General features: G+C 73.9%; 15 protein-coding genes. 9 read left to right on the plus strand and 6 right to left on the minus strand.

The window, feature by feature from the left end:
- Positions 1 to 46: 46 nt before the first annotated feature.
- Positions 47 to 1,258, minus strand: a complete 1,212-nt coding sequence (locus ABD973_RS21210) for an ROK family transcriptional regulator (protein WP_125821146.1) — start codon at positions 1,256 to 1,258, stop codon at positions 47 to 49.
- A 122-nt stretch (positions 1,259 to 1,380) separates the two neighbouring features.
- On the minus strand, positions 1,381 to 2,475 hold the full coding sequence (locus tag ABD973_RS21215; protein ID WP_125821145.1) for a mechanosensitive ion channel family protein: 1,095 nt from the start codon (positions 2,473 to 2,475) through the stop codon (positions 1,381 to 1,383).
- A gap of 258 nt (positions 2,476 to 2,733) precedes the next feature.
- Between ABD973_RS21215 and ABD973_RS21220 the strand changes: the two genes are divergently transcribed.
- On the plus strand, positions 2,734 to 3,288 hold the full coding sequence (locus tag ABD973_RS21220; RefSeq protein ID WP_125821144.1) for an HNH endonuclease: 555 nt from the start codon (positions 2,734 to 2,736) through the stop codon (positions 3,286 to 3,288).
- Between the two features lie 275 nt (positions 3,289 to 3,563).
- Here the strand turns inward: ABD973_RS21220 and ABD973_RS21225 are convergent, their stop codons facing one another.
- Positions 3,564 to 6,560 (minus strand): beta-N-acetylglucosaminidase domain-containing protein, encoded by a 2,997-nt coding sequence (locus tag ABD973_RS21225; RefSeq protein WP_345501509.1) that lies wholly within the window; start codon positions 6,558 to 6,560, stop codon positions 3,564 to 3,566.
- Between the two features lie 238 nt (positions 6,561 to 6,798).
- Between ABD973_RS21225 and ABD973_RS21230 the strand changes: the two genes are divergently transcribed.
- The 3 genes from ABD973_RS21230 to ABD973_RS21240 are packed head-to-tail and all read left to right on the plus strand — an operon-like array spanning position 6,799 to position 9,280.
- On the plus strand, positions 6,799 to 7,008 hold the full coding sequence (locus tag ABD973_RS21230; RefSeq protein ID WP_125604740.1) for a hypothetical protein: 210 nt from the start codon (positions 6,799 to 6,801) through the stop codon (positions 7,006 to 7,008).
- Positions 7,009 to 7,025: 17 nt separating this feature from the next.
- Positions 7,026 to 9,026: a 4-alpha-glucanotransferase gene (locus ABD973_RS21235; protein ID WP_345501511.1), complete on the plus strand. Its 2,001-nt coding sequence runs from the start codon at positions 7,026 to 7,028 to the stop codon at positions 9,024 to 9,026.
- A gap of 20 nt (positions 9,027 to 9,046) precedes the next feature.
- On the plus strand, positions 9,047 to 9,280 hold the full coding sequence (locus ABD973_RS21240) for a hypothetical protein (protein WP_125604744.1): 234 nt from the start codon (positions 9,047 to 9,049) through the stop codon (positions 9,278 to 9,280).
- Between the two features lie 137 nt (positions 9,281 to 9,417).
- On the opposite strand, the gene ABD973_RS21245 is transcribed toward ABD973_RS21240, so the two are convergent.
- Entirely contained in the window at positions 9,418 to 9,954 is a 537-nt protein-coding gene (locus ABD973_RS21245) for a MarR family winged helix-turn-helix transcriptional regulator (RefSeq protein WP_125821141.1), read from the minus strand.
- Between the two features lie 166 nt (positions 9,955 to 10,120).
- Here ABD973_RS21245 and ABD973_RS21250 point away from each other — a divergent pair, with 166 nt between their 5' ends.
- From ABD973_RS21250 to ABD973_RS21260, 3 genes are read left to right on the plus strand one after another with little or no spacing between them, the layout of a single operon-like run.
- Positions 10,121 to 11,110: an EamA family transporter gene (locus ABD973_RS21250; protein ID WP_125821140.1), complete on the plus strand. Its 990-nt coding sequence runs from the start codon at positions 10,121 to 10,123 to the stop codon at positions 11,108 to 11,110.
- 45 nt (positions 11,111 to 11,155) lie between these two features.
- Positions 11,156 to 12,115 (plus strand): DMT family transporter, encoded by a 960-nt coding sequence (locus ABD973_RS21255; RefSeq protein ID WP_125821139.1) that lies wholly within the window; start codon positions 11,156 to 11,158, stop codon positions 12,113 to 12,115.
- A gap of 52 nt (positions 12,116 to 12,167) precedes the next feature.
- Positions 12,168 to 13,070 carry a LysR family transcriptional regulator gene (locus ABD973_RS21260; RefSeq protein ID WP_125821138.1) on the plus strand — a complete coding sequence of 301 codons (903 nt, stop codon included), beginning with the start codon at positions 12,168 to 12,170 and terminating at the stop codon, positions 13,068 to 13,070.
- A 538-nt stretch (positions 13,071 to 13,608) separates the two neighbouring features.
- Here ABD973_RS21260 and ABD973_RS21265 read toward each other — a convergent pair.
- A complete protein-coding gene (locus ABD973_RS21265; RefSeq protein WP_345501515.1) occupies positions 13,609 to 14,952 on the minus strand; it encodes an NsdA family TPR-like regulatory protein in 1,344 nt (447 codons plus the stop codon).
- 137 nt (positions 14,953 to 15,089) lie between these two features.
- Between ABD973_RS21265 and ABD973_RS21270 the strand changes: the two genes are divergently transcribed.
- Positions 15,090 to 15,263, plus strand: coding sequence for a hypothetical protein (locus ABD973_RS21270; RefSeq protein ID WP_164720889.1), 174 nt, complete (start codon positions 15,090 to 15,092; stop codon positions 15,261 to 15,263).
- Positions 15,256 to 15,510, plus strand: a complete 255-nt coding sequence (locus ABD973_RS21275) for a hypothetical protein (RefSeq protein ID WP_125821136.1) — start codon at positions 15,256 to 15,258, stop codon at positions 15,508 to 15,510. The genes ABD973_RS21270 and ABD973_RS21275 overlap by 8 nt, the downstream gene beginning before the upstream one ends.
- A gap of 589 nt (positions 15,511 to 16,099) precedes the next feature.
- Here ABD973_RS21275 and pepN read toward each other — a convergent pair.
- Positions 16,100 to 18,670, minus strand: coding sequence for an aminopeptidase N (gene pepN, locus ABD973_RS21280; protein WP_125821135.1), 2,571 nt, complete (start codon positions 18,668 to 18,670; stop codon positions 16,100 to 16,102).
- Positions 18,671 to 18,699 lie beyond the last annotated feature (29 nt).

The following is an 18,699-nucleotide window of genomic DNA, read 5'->3' on the forward strand; positions in this document are numbered from 1 at the left end:
GCGGTTACGGACCAGGTGCTATGGGCTACGGGCGACGGGTGCGGCGTCAGCGGGAGGTGTCGAAGACTTCCTCGCGGGTGGCGGCCAGCGCGCTCTCCAGGGCGCCCCGCAGCACGGGACGCTCGCGCACCTCGCCGGTGACCAGCCGCGGCCGGGAGGGGGCCAGTTCGGCGAGCTCGTCCTCCAGCAGGGCGCGCAGCGGGTCGCCGCCCGCGGTGATCAGGGCGCCCGACAGGACCACGATCTCCGGGTCGAGTACGGCGACCAGCGAGGCGAGACCGGTCGCGAGCGCGGTGGCGTACGACCGGAGGAAGGCCAGGCGGGCGCCCTCCGGTTCGGCGGCGGCCCGCCGCAGCAGCTCGGCCCCGGCGGCCACCTGCGCGGTGTGCGGGGCGCCCGGGGCGCAGCCGGGGCCGAGTCCGGCCGCGGCGGCGAGCGCGGGCAGCACCTGTACGCCGGCCAGCTCCTGGTAGCCGCCGGTGTTGGCCCGGGTGACCTGGCGGACCAGGGGGTGGCCGGGTACGGGCAGGAAGCCGACCTCGCCCGCGCCGCCCGTCCAGCCGCGGTGCAGCCGTCCGCCGAGGACCAGTGCGGCGCCGAGGCCCTCCTCGTTCCACAGCAGGACGAAGTCCTCGTGGCCGCGGGCCGCGCCGAGGCGCTGCTCGGCGACCGCGGCGAGGTTGACGTCGTTCTCGTACTCGACCGGCAGGGGCAGTGCCGCGGCCAGCTCGTCGAGGAGGGTGGGGGAGTGCCAGCCGGGGAGGTGGCTGGCGTAGCGCAGCCGTCCGGTGCGCGGGTCGAAGGCGCCGGGGGTGGCGATGACCAGGCGGTGCAGGTCGGGCAGGGTCAGCCCGGCGTCCTCCAGGGCTCCGCCGAGGGCGCGGGTGACCTGGCCGACGGCGTCGGCGCCCTCGGTGTAGGGGAGCTCGAAGCCGCCGACCACGGTGCCGGCCAGGTCCGCGACGGCGGCGAGCACCCGGTCGGGGGTCACGTCGAGGCCGCCGACGTGGGCGGCCCGGGCGTTGAGCGCGTACAGCTGGGCGTTCGGTCCGGGGCGGCCGCCGTCGGTGCCGGTGGCGACGACGAGCCCGGCGGCCTCCAGCCGGGCGAGCAGCTGGGAGGCGGTGGGCTTCGACAGCCCGGTGAGGTGCCCGATCCGGGTCCGGGACAGGGGGCCGTGCGCCAGCAGCAGCTCCAGGGCGGCGCGGTCGTTCATGGCGCGCAGCAGGCTGGGTGTTCCCGGGGTGGTGGCGGGCATGGCGGGGTCCCTCCCTCACCGAGAAGACTGTTAGGTAAGTTTCCTATTGGCTTCGGAGGCCTGTCAATGCCGCAGCCCCGCCGGAACGGACCGGCGGGGCTGCGCAGGGGGCGGGCGGAGGTCTACTTGGGCAGCCGGACCCCCGGAGCGGGCGCGGGCGCCGGCGGTATCGGGGCGGTGGCCAGGGACTGGGGGGAGGCCGGGTTGGCGAGTGCGGAGGGCGCCGAGACGGCCGCCGCCGGGTCGGCCGGGGCCTCGTCCTCGCCCGGGGCCGGCGCGCCGCCGATGATCCGGATGCCGGCCGCGTCGAAGGCCTCCTTGATCCGCCAGCGCAGCTCGCGCTCCACCGCGAACTGCTGGCCCGGCATGGTCTTCGCCGACACCTTCACCGTCATGGAGGCCAGCAGCACCTCGTCCAGGCCCAGCACCTCCACCGGGCCCCACAGGCGCTCGTCCCACGGGGTCTCCTTGGCCAGGGTGTCCGCGACGCCCTGGACCACCTCGCGGATGTGCGCCAGGTTCTCCGTCGGCTTGACCTGCACGGCCACGCCCGCCGTCGCCCAGCCCTGGCTCAGGTTCCCGATGCGCTTGATCTCGCCGTTGCGGACGTACCAGATCTCACCGCTGTCGCCGCGCAGCTTGGTCACGCGCAGACCGACCTCGATCACCTCGCCGGAGGCCACCCCGGCATCGATCTTGTCGCCCACGCCGTACTGGTCCTCCATGATCATGAAGACGCCGGAGAGGAAGTCCGTCACCAGGTTGCGCGCACCGAAACCGATCGCCACACCGGCCACACCGGCACTCGCCAGCAGCGGCCCCAGATCGATCTTCAGCGCCGCCAGGACCATCAGCGCGGCCGTACCCAGGATCAGGAACGAGGACACCGAACGCAGCACCGACCCGATCGCCTCCGACCGCTGGCGCCGCCGCTCGGCATTGACCAGCAGCCCGCCCAGCGCCGTGCCCTCCACGGCCTCCGCGCTGGTGTTCATCCGGCTTATCAGCTTCGTCAGGGCCTTGCGGACCACGCTGCGCAGCGCCACCGCTATCACGATGATCAGCAGGATCCGCAGGCCGATGCTCAGCCAGGTGGCCCAGTTCTCCTCGACGAAGCTCGCGGCGTTCGTCACGCTCTCGGCGGCGTCGTCGGTGGTGGACGCGGCCTGCGGCAGCAGGGTGGCGGGCGAGGGCACGGCGGGAACCTCCAGGGGCATAGCGGTCCGCCCGCGGAACGGTCATGCGGTCGTGCTGGTGGTGCGGGCAGGCCATCCACACTAACGGGGCACGGGAGCGACCTCGTTGCGTTGTTCGAGGGAGAGACAGGACTCACCTGGGGATGAAAGGGAGTGTGGTCGAAAACACCCCGGGCCCGTTACCGGCGCGTGGTGGCGCTTCGACCAGCCGTAAGGGGAGACTGAGAGCAGATCGTCCCGGCGCGAGCCACGCGCCGCCGGCGTACAAGGAGGCAGTCCGTGCCGCACGTCCTGGTCCTCAACGCGTCGTACGAGCCCCTCGGCGTCGTACCGCTCCGCCGCGCGCTCGTCCTCGTCCTGGAGAACAAGGCAGTCTCCCTGGAGGAATCGGGCGCCTTCCTGCACAGCGCGACACGCGCCGTCCCCGCGCCCAGCGTGGTCAGGCTCAAGCGCTTCGTGCGGGTCCCCTACCGGGGGCCCGTTCCACTCACCCGCCGCGCGCTGTTCGCCCGCGACGGCGGACGCTGCATGTACTGCGGGGCCGTCGCCACCAGCGTGGACCACGTGATCCCGCGCAGCCGCGGGGGCCAGCACGTCTGGGACAACGTGGTCGCCGCATGCCGGCGGTGCAACCACGTCAAGGCGGACCGGCACCTGCTGGAACTCGGCTGGCGCCTGCGCCACCAGCCCGCTCCGCCGTCGGGGCTGGCGTGGCGGATCATCGGGACGGGGCACCGGGATCCGCGGTGGATGCCGTACCTCCAGCCGTACGGGGCGCAGGACGCGCTGGAGCGCATCGGCGTCCCGACGGCGACGGCCGCCGCCGCGTCCTGACGGACCACCGGGCGGGTGCGCTGCCGCTGCCGCTGCCGCTGCCGCTGCCGCTGCCGCTGCCGCTGCCGCTGCCGCTGCCGCTGCCGCTCGGTGCCGGGGTGCGGGAACCGCTGCGCGGGGCCGGTCCCCTACCCGCCCTTCCCCCGTTCCCTGGGGCTCCGCCCCAGACCCCGCGCCTCAAACGCCGGCGAGGCTGAGATCAGCCCCGCCGGCGTTTGAGGCGAGAACGGGTGAAGGGCGGGGAGGGGCAGACCCGCGCAGCGGCCCGGCACCCGTCAGGGGGCCGCCACCGCCTGGGCCGTCGCGGACCACAGGCTGCAGCCGAAGCGCGTCGCGCGCCGCTCGCACGTCACGCGGACGAGCCGCGTGTCCGGCGCGTCCAGCCGGACCGCGTCCACCCCGCCCCGGGAGGACACCACCGCACCCGGGCGCCACGTCACGCCGTCGGCCGACGTCTCCACCCGGAACCTCACGGGGTACGCCTCCTGCCAGTGCAGGGTCACCAGGCCCACCCGCGCCGGCGCCGCCAGTTCGGCCTGCCACCACGCGCCGTCCACCGCCGGGGACGACCAGCGCGTCGCGGCGGAGCCGTCCACCGCCGCCGACGCCGGGAACTGCGGGCCCTCGACCCCCGAGGCGGTGGCGCGGGCCCCGCGCAGCAGGTCCGGGCCGCCGGTGCGCGGCACCGCCCGGACGGTGAGCACCCGCACCTCCCCGTCGAAGGACAGCGGGACCGCGTACTCCCCGGACGGGGTGCCCGCCGCGACGGTGACCTCCACCGGGACGGCGACCGTCGCACCCCGGGGCACCACCACGTCCTGCGGCAGCCGGACCTGGACCCCGGCCGGCGGGGCCGCCGTCAGCGGGCCCCGGAACTCCCCCGGGCGCAGCCCGGACAGCTGCGCCGTCACCGTGCGCGCGCCGCCCCCGGCCTCCACGTCGGCCCGGCCCCCGTCGGCCAGTTCGAAGCGGGCCCGCGGGCCGTCCGCGAACCACGGGACCACCTTGTGCACCACGGGCGCCGGCCCCGCCCACGACAGCCGGACCGCGTCCGCCCGTACTCCCTGCGCGTCGGCCTGCGTCCAGCCGGACACCGCCGCTTCGCCCAGCCGGCGCCAGCCCTCGCCCGGCACGTGCACCTCCACGGCCGCGCCCCGCGCGCCCGGCGCCAGCGGGTCCGTCATCACCGTGACCGCGGCGAGCGGCCGCGCGGAGTCCAGCCGGACGGTGTAGGCGCCGGGCTCCTCCCGGACGGTGCCGTCCTCGCGGGCCGCGCCCGTCCAGGCGTCCGACTCCGCCGCCGCCCTCGCCAGGAAGGGGTCCAGCACGGAGCCGTCCACCCGCACCCCGCCCGGTTCCGCCAGCGCCTCCCGCGCCGCCGCCAGTTCCCGCGAGGCCCGCCAGGCGGCCGCCCCGTCGCCCCGGGCCTCGGCCCGCAGCAGGTCGACGGCCAGCTCGCCCGCCGCCCCGTACCGCGAGAGCCGCTCCAGCCACGGCCCGGCCTCCGCCGCCACCGGTGCGTCGAGGCGCCCGGGGGCCTCCCGCAGCACCGTGAACGCCGCCCGCAGCCGCTCGCCGGCGGCCTTGTCCCCGACGGCACGGGCCCGCCAGAACTCCTCCACCAGCGGCTTCAGGTAGGCCGACTCCTCCACCTTCAGGCCCGAGGAGGCGGTGTTCCCGGCCAGCGCCGCCAGCGCGGCCCGCGTCTTCGGGTCCGGGCCGGACAGGTCCCGCACCGCCGCCGCCCACGACTCCCCGGCCCGGTAGCCGCGCGGGTTCCACGCGTAGTCCGCGGCCGTGAACAGCGGGATCCGCGACAGGGTGCCCTGCGCCATCGCGTTGGCCAGCACCCCCGCCGAACCGCCCGCCACCGCGGGATCCCGCCCGGCGTAGGGCCCCAGGAAGATCCGGCCCGGGTCCCAGTCGTTGACCGGGTAGTTGTCCATGGTGACCAGCGGGTGCGCGAGCGCCGCCCGAGCCCCCGCCAGCTCCCTGCCCGTGATGGTGCGCGGCACCACGCCCACGCCCGTCCAGGCCACCTCCACGCGCGGGTCCAGCGCCCCGGCCAGCGCCGTCCGGTAGGTGGTGGCGCCGTCCTGGAAGTACTCCGTCGGCAGCAGCGACAGCGGGGCCGCCCCCGGATGCCGCGCCGCCAGGTGCGCGGCCAGCTCGCCCGCCACCTCCGCGTGCGCCTTCGCCGCCGCCGCCGGGCCCGTCCCGTACCGCACCCGGTCGGCCCGGCAGCCCCATTCGGTGTAGCTGACGTCCTGGAACTGCACCTGGAACGCCCGGAAGCCCAGCTCCCACATCGCGTCGGCCTTGCGCAGCAGCGCCGCCCGGTCGTCCGCCGACGCCAGGCACATCGACTGCCCCGGCGACACCGCCCAGCCGAGGACGACGTGGTTGGCGCGGGCCCGCTCCGCCAGCGCCCGGAACTCCTCCTGCCGTTCGCGCGGGTACTCCTCGCGCCAGGCCGTGGTGCGGTACGGGTCGTCGCCGGGCGCCAGCAGCATCCGGTTCTGCTTGGTGCGGCCCAGGAAGTCCAGCTGCGCCAGCCGCTGTTCCCGGCTCCAGGGCTGCCCGTAGAAGCCCTCGGTGATCCCGCGCACGGGCGCGATCGGCCAGTCCCGCACCAGCATCCCCGGCACCTTGCCGTGCCCGGCCGCCAGCAGCTGGCGCAGCGTCTGCGCGGCGTGGAACAGCCCGTCCCCGCCCACCCCGGCCAGCGCGACCGTGTCCCGCCCGCCGGTCCGGCCCACCGCCAGCCGGTAGCCGCCGGCCGGCAGGTCACCGGCCGGGGCCGCGCCCAGCGCCAGCAGGGCCTCCTCGGCGTCCGCGCCCTGGAGCCGTACGACGAGGGCCCGTTCGGGCAGCGCCGCGCCCGGGGGCCGCTCGTGCAGGGTGCGCACCCCGGCCGCGCGCAGGGAGGCGCGTACGACGTCGGCGGCGTACGGGTCCACGTCCACCGGCAGCACCAGGACGGCCTCCGCCGGCACCGGCAGCTCCCGGCCCGGATCGGCGGTGGCCGACTGCGGCCGCGGCCACACGGCCGGCCCCTCGGAAGCGGCTCGGGGAACGTCGGAGCCCGGGTCGATGGCCGACCCGAGTCCCGCCGCGGAGACGGGGACGGACCCGCTGTCGGGGCGCGGGGATCCCGAGTTCCCCGGCGAGGCGGTGATCCGCGGCGGAGCCGAGGCGACGGCCCCGCCGAGCAGGCTCCCGATGACCGCGACGGCCGCGGCCGTGGTCCGCTTCCTGCCCCTGAGCTGCACGGAGCCTCCCCAGTCCCGAGTCGTCCCCCGACCGTGTGAACGGGCCCGAGCCCACCACCCGTGCTGCCGGGGTGTCAATGCGCGTGGGGTGATCTGACCTGGATCCGCCAGGAATGCGATGCCCCTGACTGGGTATGGCTGCGGTGTTCGACGCGGGTGTTGCATGGGAGGTCCGAAGAACCGCAGCACGGTCCCGAGAACCGCACGGCGGTCCCGAGGACCGCAGAGGGAGGACCCCATGAACGCCCGCACCGCGTCCGGCCACCGCAGGAAACCCGCCCCGCTCGCCCACCTTCCCGTGCCGTCCGGCCCCGCCGACGGGCCGGCCTGCGCCGCGCACCCGCCGCTGACCAGCGAACCCCCGCTGGCCGGTGCCGCGTACGCGCCCCTGACCAGTGAGTCCCCGCTCGTGGCCGAGGCCCCCCTCACCAGCGAGCCGCTCACCTAACCCTCACCCAGCCAAGGATGACGATGGACGACCTCGCCCGGCTCGCGGCCCTCTACGGCGTCGCCACCTCCTACCAGCCCGCCGAGGACGTCACCGTCCAGGTCCCCGAGGCCACGGTCCGGACCGTGCTGGGCCTGATCGGCGTACCCGTCGACACCCCCGAGGACGTGCGGGTCAAGGCCGCAGCGGCCGAACGGGAGCGGGCCGGGCGGCTGCTCCCGCCGACGCTGGTGCACTGGCGGGGCGAGCCCGCCCCGGCGGCCCTGGCCGCGCTGCCGGCCGGGACCCGGCTGCGGGTGACCCTGGAGGACGGGGCCGGGGAGGCCGACTGGCACCCCGGCCTGCCCCCCGGGGTGCACCGGCTGGCGGCCGGGACGCCGGACGGGCGCACCGCCTCCGCCACCCTGATCGTGGCCCCCGACCGGGCCCCGGCGGCGCCCGACCGCGCCCACGGGCTGCTCGTCCAGCTCTACTCCCTGCTCTCGGAGCGCTCCTGGGGCATGGGCGACCTCGGCGACCTCGCGGAGCTGGCCCGCTGGGCCGCCCGCACCCACGGCGCCGGGTTCGTCCAGGTCAACCCGCTGCACGCGGCCCTCCCCGGGACCCCGACCGACCCGTCCCCCTACCGGCCGGCCTCGCGCCGCTTCCCCGACCCGGTGTACCTGCGCGTCGAGGACCTCCCCGAGTGGGCGGACTGCCCCGACCGGGACGCCCTCGCCGAACTCGCCGGCCGGGGCGGGGAGCTGCGCCGGGAGGTGCTGGAGAAGGGGGCGCTGATCGACCGGGACGCCGTGTGGGCCCTCAAGCGCGCGGCCCTGGAACTGCTGTACGCCGTCCCGCGGGCGCCCGCCCGGGAGGCCGCCTACCGGGCCTTCCGCGCCGCGCAGGGCGAGGAGCTCGCCCGGCACGCCGCCTGGTGCGCGGCCGTCGCGGGGGAGGACCCGAAGGAGCGCACCGACTTCCACTGCTGGCTGGTCTGGCTGACGGACACCCAGCTGACCGGTGCCCAGCGGGCCGCGCGGGAGGCCGGGATGAGCGTGGGCATCGTGCACGACCTGGCCGTCGGGGTGCACCCGGACGGCTCGGACGCCCGCAGCGGCCCCCTGCACCTGCGGGAGATGTCCGTGGGCGCCCCGCCGGACGCCTTCAACGCGCGCGGCCAGGACTGGGGGCTGCCGCCCTGGCGGCCCGACGTCCTGGAGGCCCGGTCGTACGCCCCGTTCCGGGCCCTGCTGCGCGGGGTGTTCCGGTACGCGGGGGCGGTCCGCGTGGACCACGTGATGGGCCTCTTCCGGCTCTGGTGGATCCCGCGGGGCACCCCGCCCGCGCAGGGCACGTACGTCTCCTACGACGGGGAGGCGATGCTGGCCGTACTGGTCCTGGAGGCCCACCGGGCCGGGGCGCTGGTGGTCGGCGAGGACCTCGGGACCGTCGAGCCGGAGGTACGGCGGGCGCTGGCCCGGCGCGGGATCCTCGGCACCTCGGTGCTGTGGTTCGAGCGGGACTGGGCGGGCGACGGCGCACCGCTGCCGGCCGGGGCCTGGCGGTCGCAGTGCCTGGCCACCGCCACCACCCACGACCTGCCGCCCACCGCCGCCAAGCTGGCCGGTTCCCACGTCGAACTGCGCGACCGGCTGGGCCTGCTGACCCGCCCTCTGGACCTGGAGCGGGCCGAGGACGCCGCCGACACCGCCGAGTGGCTGGCGGTACTGGACCGGCTGGGGCTGGAGGCCAAGGGCGAGGAGGCCGCCGTACGGGCCCTGTACGCCTTCCTGCTGCGCACCCCGGCCCGGCTGGTCGGCGTCTGGCTGCCGGACGCGGTGGGGGACCGGCGGCCGCAGAACCTGCCGGGCACCTGGGACCAGTACCCCAACTGGCGGCTGCCGGTCGCCGACGCGGAGGGCCGCCCCGTGACCCTGGAGGCGCTGACCGCCTCACCCCGGGCGAACGCCCTGCTGAGCGCGGTGCGGGAGGGCGCGCAGACCCGTACGGCACCCCCGGGCGCGCGCCCCGTTTAGGTGTTCGCTACGTTTGCACCGTGGACAAGAAGAACGCTCTGCGCGCCGGCGTTGTCACGGCCGGATCGACGCTGATGATGCTGCTGATGACGTCTCCCGCCCTCGCGCGGACCCGCGACGACGGTGACGACCCGGGCCCGGGCCTGAGCATTGGCGAGACGCTCGGCGTGTTCGTGGCCGCGCCGATCGTGCTGTTCCTGGTCATCGCGGGTCTCGTGATGGTCGGCGACAAGTCGCGCAAGAACCAGGCCTGACCCGACCGGGCAGGTCCTTCGTCAAGGCTTCCGGGCGCCGGAGGTCCGCGGAACCGGTGTGAGCCGGTCCCGACGCGACCTCCGGCGCCTTGGCGTACCCGGATGGGGTCCGCGGGATCCCCCGGGGCCGGCGGTCCTCAGGGTCCCTCGGCCCCCAGGGTCCCCCGGGACACGTCGGCGAGCAGCTTGCGCAGCATCCCGGTGAGCTGTTCGACCTCTTCGGCGTCGAAGCCCTCCAGGGCCCGGCGGTGCACCGCCAGGCCGGCGGAGACGGCCTCGTCGGCGAGGGCGAACCCGCGGTCGGTGAGGGTCACCTGGAGGCCGCGCCGGTCGTGCGGGTCGGGGCTGCGGGTGAGCAGGCCGGCCTTCTCCAGCTTGTCCAGGCGGCCCGTCATCCCGCCGGTGGTCAGCATCAGCGTGGCCGCCAGCTGGCGCGGCGAAAGGGTGTACGGGGCCCCGGCGCGGCGCAGAGTGGCGACGACGTCGAACTCCCCGCGGCTGATGCCGTAGCCGTTGTACGCGCGCTCCACGGCGTCGCCGACGGCCTTGGCGATGCGGTAGATCCGGCCGAAGACGGCCATCGGGGCGGTGTCCAGGTCCGGTCGCTCCGCGGCCCACTGCGTGGTGATCGCGTCGACGGCGTCCGGCTGGGCGTCCTTCTTCACCTCGGTCATAAATGAAGTATCCGATTCCGCTCAGTGGTTCGCAAGAAAGTAGCTTGCTTAAAAGTAGCTTAGGAGTAAGCTACTTATCAGCGACCTACCCGGGGAGGTCCGGGGACGGGCCCCCGGGCAGGTCGCGGCCAGCCTCACCCCGCCAGCCGATCCTCACCGCCGAGGAGTGACCGTGAACCGCGTCACCACCACCCTCCTGACCGCGCTTGCCCCCATCTCCTGGGGCTCGACCTACTTCGTCGCGAGCGAGCTGCTGCCCGCCGACCGGCCCCTCTTCACCGGGGCCATGCGCGCCCTGCCCGCCGGCCTGCTGCTGGTCGCCCTCTCCCGCGTCCTGCCCAAGGGCGCCTGGTGGTGGAAGTCCGCGGTCCTCGGCACCCTCAACATCGGCGCCTTCTTCCCGCTGCTCTTCCTCTCCGCCTACCGGCTCCCCGGCGGCGTCGCCGCCGTACTGGGCTCCGCCGGGCCGCTCTTCGTCGTGGGGCTCGCCGCCCTCCTCCTCGGGGAGCGGGCCCGGCTGCGGACCGTACTCGCCGCCGTGGTCGCCGCGTTCGGCGTGAGCATGGTGGTGCTGACCGCCGAGGCGAAGCTCGACCTCATCGGCGTCATAGCCGGCGTGGTCTCCTCCGCCTCCATGGGCGCGGGCACCGTCATGACCAAGCGCTGGGGCCGCCCCGAGGGCGTCGGCCCGCTGGCCGTGACCGGATGGCAGCTCACCGCGGGCGGCCTGGTCATCATCCCGATCGCCGCACTGGTCGAGGGGGCGCCGCCCGCCCTCGACGGCAAGGCCTTCCTCGGCTACGGCTACATGATGCTGATCAACACCGGGGCCGCGTACTTCCTCTGGTTCCGCGGCATCGGCCAGCTCACCGCCACGTCCGTCACCCTGCTCGGCCCGCTGTCGCCGCTCACCGCCGCCGTCATCGGCTGGGCCGCCCTCGGCCAGGCCCTGACCCCGGTCCAGCTGGTGGGCATGACCATCGCCTTCGGCGCCACGGTCTTCGGGCAGCTCCCGGGGCGGGCGCCGAAGGGCGCGGCCGGGGGTGGGGCCGGGGGTGAGGTGGGGCCCGAGGCCCGGGTCGCGCCGGGACCGTTCAGCAAGACTGAAGGAAACCGTCAAAATCTTTCGATGGACCTGGGTGAAGCGAAGGTGTGAGAGTGGGTCCACGACCCACACCACACACGCAGGGGGACACCACCAGTGACCGTCACCGACCGCATCCGCACCGCACCCACCGCCGCCGGCACCCTCGCCGGCGGCGGCGCCGTTGCCGGAGACAAGGCGAGGAAGGGAGCCGCCGGACTCGGCGTACTCCTCGCCCTGGTCGCCACGGTCGTCTGGTCCGGCAGCTTCGTCGCCACCCGCGGCATGGCCGAGACGGTCCCGCCCGTCCAGGCCGTCTTCTGGCGGTGGATCATCGCCGCCGTCGCGGTCACCCCCTTCGCCGCCCGCCAGGCCTGGCAGCAGCGGGCCCTGCTCCGTAAGCACCTCGGCTACATCAGCCTCGCCACGCTCTTCGGCGTCACCCTCTACAACACCCTGGTGCACCAGGCCGGCCTGACCACCTCGGCCTCCAACATGGGCATGATCATGGCCGCCTCGCCGGTCATCATGGCCCTCTACGCCCGCCTCGGCGGCGAACGGCTCGGCGCCCGCCGCTCCTGCGGCATGCTGCTCGCGGCCTTCGGCGTCCTGCTGCTCGTCGGCGACGGCTCCCTCGGCTTCGACTTCGGCGCCGGCGACCTCTGGATGTTCGGCGCCGCCCTCTCCTTCGCCACCTACAGCGCCCTGCTCAAGCGCAAGCCCGCCGAGATCGGCGGCCTCGCCTTCCTCCTGAGCACCTTCGTCCTCGGCGCCCTGATGCTGGCCCCCGCGTACGCCGTCTCCCTCACCGTCCAGGGCGGCTTCGAGGCGACCCCCCACACCGTCGGCCCCCTCCTCTACGTCGGCGTCTTCTCCTCCGCCGTCGCCTTCTTCGCCTGGAACAAGGCCATCTCCCTCATCGGCGCGGCCCGCGCGGGAGTCGTCTACTACCTCCAGCCCGTCTGCGTCGCAGCCCTCGGCCTGCTCCTCCTCGGCGAACGCACCGGCCCCGCCCAGCTCCTGTGCATGGCCCTGATCCTCGGCGGAGTCGCCTTCGGCAGCACGGCCCGCAGGTAACTGCCTGCGGGTATCTGCCAACAGGTAACTGCCCGCAGGTAACTTCCCCCCTGTGACCGACTGGGACATCAAGAAGCTCCGCATCCTGCGGACCCTGGCCGACCAGGGCACCGTGACCGCGACGGCCGAGACGCTGCACATGACGCCCTCGGCCGTCTCGCAGCAGCTGACCAACCTCTCCCGCCAGCTGGGGGTGCCGCTCCTGGAACCCCAGGGCCGCCGGGTCCGCCTCACCGACGCCGCCCACCTGGTGCTGCGCCACACCGAAGCCGTCTTCGCCCAGCTCGAACGCGCCGACGCCGAACTCACCGGCTACCGGTCCGGCGAGTCGGGCGAAGTCCGCGTCGGCGCCTTCTCCACCGCCGTCCCGGTCCTCGTGGTCCCGGCGGTCGCCGCCCTCCGCCTCACCCACCCGGGCATCGAACTCCGCGTCCGCGAGACCGAGGCGGCCGAGTCGTACGAACTCCTCTCCGCCGGCACCGTCGACCTCGCCCTCTCCCTCGCCGCGCACGCCCCGACCGCCCAGGACACCCGCTTCACCCGGATCACCCTCCTGGAAGACCCCCTGGACGTGGCCCTCCCCCCGGACCACCCCCTGGCGGCCGCACCCGTACTCCGCCTGGCGGACCTCTCGGCGGACCGGTGGATCTACGGCGGCAGCGGCCCCTGGTCGGAGATCACCCGGTCGGCCTGCGAACCGGCGGGCTTCGTCCCGGAACAGGCCCACTCGGCCTCGGGGTGGACCGCGATCCTGGCGATGGTCGAGGCGGGCATGGGCGTCGCCCTGGTCCCCCGCATGGTCTCGGCCCGCGCCTCGGGCGTAACGGTCCGCACCCTCACCCACGACCGCCCCACCCGCCACGTCATCGCCGCCCTCCGCCGGGGCACGGAGGCGGCCCCGGCCCTGGCCCAGGCCCTGCGGGCCCTCCAGAGGGCGGCGGGGAGGCTGGGCTGAGGGGCGGCACCCCGCGGGGCGGTCCCAGGGAGGGTTGGGGGCTTCCCGTCAGTCCCATCGTCCTTCCGGTTCGGGCCGGTCCCTCAAGGGCGCTCCCTTCGGTCGCGTCGCTACGCGATGGCCTTCGGCCACCCTTGACCGACCGACCCGAACCGGAAAGCCGAAAGACTGCCGGGAAACCCCCAAAGAAACGGCACGGTCCAGAGGAGGAGTGGCGGGTCCCTCAGCGCTGAGACGAGGGGCCAGGCGCCGGCCCGCCCGACATCCGGGGCCTGAAGAGTCCAGATCCCGGACCAGGGGCGCGACAGCCCGCACGGGAGGTTGATCAGAGCGACCTGCGGCGCCCCAGGCGCGACAGATCGCTACGCGCTCCTCTCGTCTCAGCGCCCGACGACCGCCTGTGGCTGATACCCGCACCAAGAGCCGATCAGAGCAGCGCAGGGACCCGACGGGCGCGACAGATCGCTACACGCTCCTCGGATCTCAGCGTCCGACGGTCGTCCTGGGCTGGCACATGAACCCAATGGCGACTGCCCGGTCAGTCCTTGAGCGCGCCAACGAGCCGGGCGCGCTCGCGGAGTTCTCGTACTGCGCGAACGGTGCCGTGCGGGCGGAGCCTGAGGTTCATCACCTCGAAGTGCTCGTCGCCCCGTGCGGAGGAGAGGGCTTCGTACTCGTCCAGGAAGCGGCTCCACGATTCGCACGCGGCCTCGACGTGGCCGATGGACAGCTGTCGCTGTGCGAGGACTCCGTAGGCGTGCAGGCGGCCTTGGCGCTCGTTGGCGGGCTGCAGCCGGATCGATTCACGCAAGGTCCTTACCGAGCCCGGTACATCCTTCGTCTCGTTCAGGACGTGCGCGACGTGGAACAGGTAGGCGGTCCGGTCGTAGCCGCCGATGGATTCCCGGCGGTCGTCGGCTCGGGCGAGCGCTTCCTCGGCCTCGCGGAGGCGGACGAAGGCCTGTCGTTTGTCTCCGACCATGGCCGCGCCGTGCGCCTGCTGGCCGCGCAGGAACGCCACTAGGCGCGGGCCGGCGGAGGGTGCCGCTTCCGCCGCCGAGTCGGCGAGTTCCAGGGCCCTCCTCCCGTACCCGAGGTTGGATGCCTGGAGCGACATGCCGCGCAGGGTCCGGCAGTAGGTGGTGTGCTCCTCCGCCTCCCCGGCCAGCTTCAGCGCGGACACGTAGTAGTCCTGGCCCAGCCGGTGCTGCCGTTCGTACATGGCCATCCACCCCGTCAGGTAGACCAGGTCTGAGGCGGCGGCGAGGAGGCTGCGCCGGACCGGGGCCGCAGCCTCTGCCTTCAGCCATGGGCCGACGGTGTTCACGAGGAAGGCTGCCGCCATCGGCCGGGCGTGGCCAGCGCCGAGTTCGTCGAGGATGTCGGCGATCCGGTCCGTCATCGCAGCCACAGCGTCCACCTGCGCCTGTCCGACCTTCGTCGTCGCCTTCCCGGGCCTGATCGGCTCCGGGCTGTCGGCCCGCGCGAGGGTCGGGAACAGCGGGATGCTGAGCGCTGCGGAGAAGACTCCGGCCGCGATCACGCGGCGCCGGGACGGATCCATGTCGGCCCTTCCGAGGTCTACGAGTTCCCGCACAGTGTCCGCCTCAGCCGTTCCGCCCGGGGGCGTGAGCCCCGCCTCGGCGTAGGTGACCGGCCGTGCCAGCTTCCGTTCGAACGCCTCGACGACCAGCGCCCTGACCTGCGGCCTCGGTTGGTGCCCCGCTACCCACTGGGACACCGCAGGCTGACCGTATTTGAGCGCGAGTCCGGCCTCCGCCCCCATGCGGTTGACGATCGAGGCGAATTGGCTTCTTGACCATCCGGCCTGCTCAAGGAGCGTCGACAGGCCGGTGTTGGGTGTGCGTGAGCGTCGAGCCATGAGCAACTCCCCACAAGTGCATGACTTGCATGCTTCTCCGACCCTCCAACGGTACTCGCGCGGGGGCGACACGCGGTTACCTCTTCACACCGATCAGTGATCGCGCGGCCGTCCCGCGCCGACGTAAGGAGCCGACCATGACCAGCCGGATCATCCACAGCTGCGCCAAGGGCGTGTTGGGGATCGACACGTCGGGCGACCCCTGGCTCGGCCTGGAGGCCTCGTTCACGCCCACCCAGGAGCTGCTGGACCGAGCCCGCTCCGGCTGGCAGCGCTTCACCGCGTCCTTCGAGGAGCCCTGCGATGACTGACCAGTACGAATACGTCCCCCACCGCCTCCTCCACCGACGCGTCCGAGACATCGCCTCCGGCACCGAAGGCCTGTTGATGGCGGTGATCAATGAGAACGTCTCCGACACCGGCATCGAACGCTGGATGGAACTGGCCTACATCCGTGGCGCCTGCGGCCGCGAGTTCACCACCGCCGCCACCAACGTCGAACCCGCCCCGGACCAGCCCAAGACGGCCGCCGGCCGCCGAGACAAGAGAAGCGCGTAGCGATCTGTCGCGCCTGCCGGACTCCCAGGTCGATCTGTTCGTCCTCTGGTGCGGGTATCAGCCCAAGGCGGTCGTCGGACGCTGAGAAATGGGGAGCGCGTAGCGATCTGTCGCGCTTGGGGGGTCTGGAGGCCACCTGGATCAACCTCTCGTGCGGGTAGCCGCACCCCTGGCCCGGAATCAGGACACCTGAGGGCCGGATGTCAGGCGGGCCTGCCCCCGGCCCCTCGCCTGATCGCTGACGGACCCGCTCCTCCAAGGATCGTCCGGCCCGTTTCTTCGGGGGTTTCCCGGCAGTCTTTCGGCTTTCCGGTTCGGGCCGGTCGGTCAAGGGTGGCCGAAGGCCATCGCGTAGCGACGCGACCGAAGGGAGCGCCCTTGAGGGACCGGCCCGAACCGGAAGGACGATGGGACTGACGGGAAGCCCCCGCCCCTCCCTGAGACCGGTCCGGGGGACACCGCCCCCGGACTCCGGCCCGCAGACGAGGGGGCGGGTGGGCAAACACCGACCCGCCCCCACCCCCTCGAGGGGGAGATAGCCGGCCCCCGCCCCGGCCCCCACCAGGGGCAGGGGCGGGGGCCCAAACCGTCAGGCTGCCGACGCGTCCGCTGCCTGGGCCTTCAGGGCGCGTTCGACGCCCGCGCGGGCCTCCGAGACCAGGCGGCGCAGCGCGGCGTTCGGCTCGGCGGCGGCCAGCCACGCGTCCGTCGCGTCCAGGGTCGCCTGCGACACCTGGAGGGACGGGTACAGGCCCACCGCGATCTGCTGCGCGATCTCGTGGCTGCGGCTCTCCCAGATGTCCTTGACCACCGCGAAGTACTTCTGCGCGTACGGCGCGAGCAGCTCGCGCTGGTCGGTCTGGACGAAGCCGCCGATCACGGCCTCCTGGACCGCGTTCGGCAGGTCGGACGACTCCACCACCGAGGCCCAGGCCTCCGCCTTGGCCTCGGCGGTCGGGCGCGCGGCCCGCGCCGTCGCCGCGTGGCGCTCGCCGGCGGCCGTCGCGTCCCGCTCCAGCTCCGCCGCGATGGCCGCCTCGTCGGCGCGACCCGTGGCCGCCAGGCGCTCCAGGAACGCCCACCGCAGCTCCGTGTCCACGACCAGGCCCTCGACCTCGGCCGAGCCGTCGAGCAGCGCCGCCAGGTAGGTCAGTTGCCCCTCGGTGCGGGCCGTCGCCGCGAAGGCGCGCGCCCACGCCAGCTGGTGGTCGCTGCCCGGCTCGGCGCCGCGCAGGTGCTCCAGCGTGGCCTCGGTCCAGACGGCCAGGCCCTGGTCCCGCCACGCCGGGTCGGCGTACAGGTCGACGGCCAGCTTCACCTGGCGGTGCAGGGACTGCACCACGCCGATGTCGGTCTCCTTGCCGATGCCCGACAGGACCAGGGACAGGTAGTCGCGCGTGGCCAGCTCGCCGTCACGCGTCATGTCCCACGCCGAAGCCCAGCACAGCGCGCGCGGCAGCGACTCGGTGAAGTCGCCGAGGTGCGCGGTGACGTTCGCCAGCGAGACCTCGTCCAGCCGCACCTTCGCGTACGACAGGTCGTCGTCGTTCAGCAGCACGACCGCCGGACGGGCGCGTCCCGCCAGCTCGGGTACGGCGGTCAGCTCGCCGTCGATGTCCAGCTCGATCCGGTCCTTGCGGACGAGCTTGCCGCCCTCCAGGTCGTACAGGCCGACCGCGATGCGGTGCGGCCGCAGCACCGGCTCGCCCTTGGCGCCCGCCGGCAGCGCCGGGGCCTCCTGGCGGACGGCGAACGCGGTGATGACCCCGTCCGCGTCCGTCTCGATCTGCGGCCGCAGCACGTTGATGCCGGCCGTCTCCAGCCACGCCTTCGACCAGGCGGTCAGGTCGCGGCCGGAGGTCTCCTCCAGCGCGCCCAGCAGGTCCGAAAGGCGGGTGTTGCCGAAGGCGTGCGCCTTGAAGTACGCCTGCACGCCCTTGAAGAAGGCGTCCATGCCCACGTACGCGACGAGCTGCTTGAGCACCGAGGCGCCCTTGGCGTACGTGATGCCGTCGAAGTTGACCAGGACGTCGTCCAGGTCGCGGATGTCGGCCATGATCGGGTGCGTGGACGGCAGCTGGTCCTGCCGGTACGCCCAGGTCTTCATGGAGTTCGCGAACGTGGTCCACGCGTGCGGCCACTTCGAGCCCTCGGCGTAGGCCTGGCAGGCGATCGAGGTGTAGGTGGCGAACGACTCGTTCAGCCATAGGTCGTTCCACCACTCCATGGTGACGAGGTCGCCGAACCACATGTGGGCGAGCTCGTGGAGGATGGTCTCGGCGCGCACCTCGTACGCCGCGTCCGTCACCTTCGAGCGGAAGACGTACTGGTCGCGGATGGTGACCGCGCCGGCGTTCTCCATCGCGCCCGCGTTGAACTCCGGCACGAAGAGCTGGTCGTACTTCGCGAAGGGGTAGTCGTAGGCGAACTTCTCCTGGAACCAGTCGAAGCCCTGCCGCGTGACGTCGAAGATCGCGTCGGCGTCGAGGAACTCGGCGAGCGAGGGGCGGCAGTAGATGCCGAGCGGCACGGACTGCCCGTCCGGGCCCTCGTACGAGCTGTGCACCGCGTGGTACGGGCCGACGATCAGCGCGGTGATGTACGAGGAGATGCGCGGGGTGGGCTCGAAGGCCCACACCCGGTCCTTCGGCTCGGGCGTCGGGGAGTTCGAGATGACCGTCCAGCCCTCGGGGGCCGTCACGGTGAACTGGAACGTCGCCTTCAGGTCGGGCTGCTCGAAGCTGGCGAAGACGCGCCGCGCGTCCGGCACCTCGAACTGGGTGTACAGGTAAGCCTGCTGGTCGACGGGGTCGACGAAGCGGTGCAGGCCCTCGCCGGTGTTGGTGTAGGCGCAGTCCGCGACGACACGGAGCTCGTTGGCCCCGGCGGCGAGGTGGTCCAGGGCGATCCGCGAGTCGCGGAAGACGGCGGCCACGTCCAGCGACTTGCCGTTCAGGACGACCTCGTGGACGGCCGGCGCGACCAGGTCGATGAAGGTCCCGGCGCCTGCCTCGGCCGACTGGAAGCGCACGGTGGTCACGGACGGGAAGGTGCCGCCCTCCTGCGCGCCGCTGAGATCGAGTTCGATCTCGTACGAGTCGACGGTGAGCAGCTTCGCCCGCTGCTGAGCCTCTTCACGGGTGAGATTCGTGCCAGGCACGCGTTCATCTCCTTTGATGGTGACGTTGC

The sequence above is a fragment of the Streptomyces racemochromogenes genome, assembly GCF_039535215.1.
GTDB lineage: Bacteria > Actinomycetota > Actinomycetes > Streptomycetales > Streptomycetaceae > Streptomyces > Streptomyces racemochromogenes.

Excerpts from the sequence above, each read along its gene's own strand:
- ABD973_RS21210 (WP_125821146.1), bottom strand. The coding sequence starts at position 1,258 with ATGCCCGCCACCACCCCGGGAACACCCAGCCTGCTGCGCGCCATGAAC.
- ABD973_RS21215 (WP_125821145.1), bottom strand. The coding sequence starts at position 2,475 with ATGCCCCTGGAGGTTCCCGCCGTGCCCTCGCCCGCCACCCTGCTGCCG.
- ABD973_RS21230 (WP_125604740.1), top strand. The coding sequence starts at position 6,799 with ATGAACGCCCGCACCGCGTCCGGCCACCGCAGGAAACCCGCCCCGCTC.
- ABD973_RS21235 (WP_345501511.1), top strand. The coding sequence starts at position 7,026 with ATGACGATGGACGACCTCGCCCGGCTCGCGGCCCTCTACGGCGTCGCC.
- ABD973_RS21245 (WP_125821141.1), bottom strand. The coding sequence starts at position 9,954 with ATGACCGAGGTGAAGAAGGACGCCCAGCCGGACGCCGTCGACGCGATC.
- ABD973_RS21265 (WP_345501515.1), bottom strand. The coding sequence starts at position 14,952 with ATGGCTCGACGCTCACGCACACCCAACACCGGCCTGTCGACGCTCCTT.
- ABD973_RS21270 (WP_164720889.1), top strand. The coding sequence starts at position 15,090 with ATGACCAGCCGGATCATCCACAGCTGCGCCAAGGGCGTGTTGGGGATC.
- ABD973_RS21275 (WP_125821136.1), top strand. The coding sequence starts at position 15,256 with ATGACTGACCAGTACGAATACGTCCCCCACCGCCTCCTCCACCGACGC.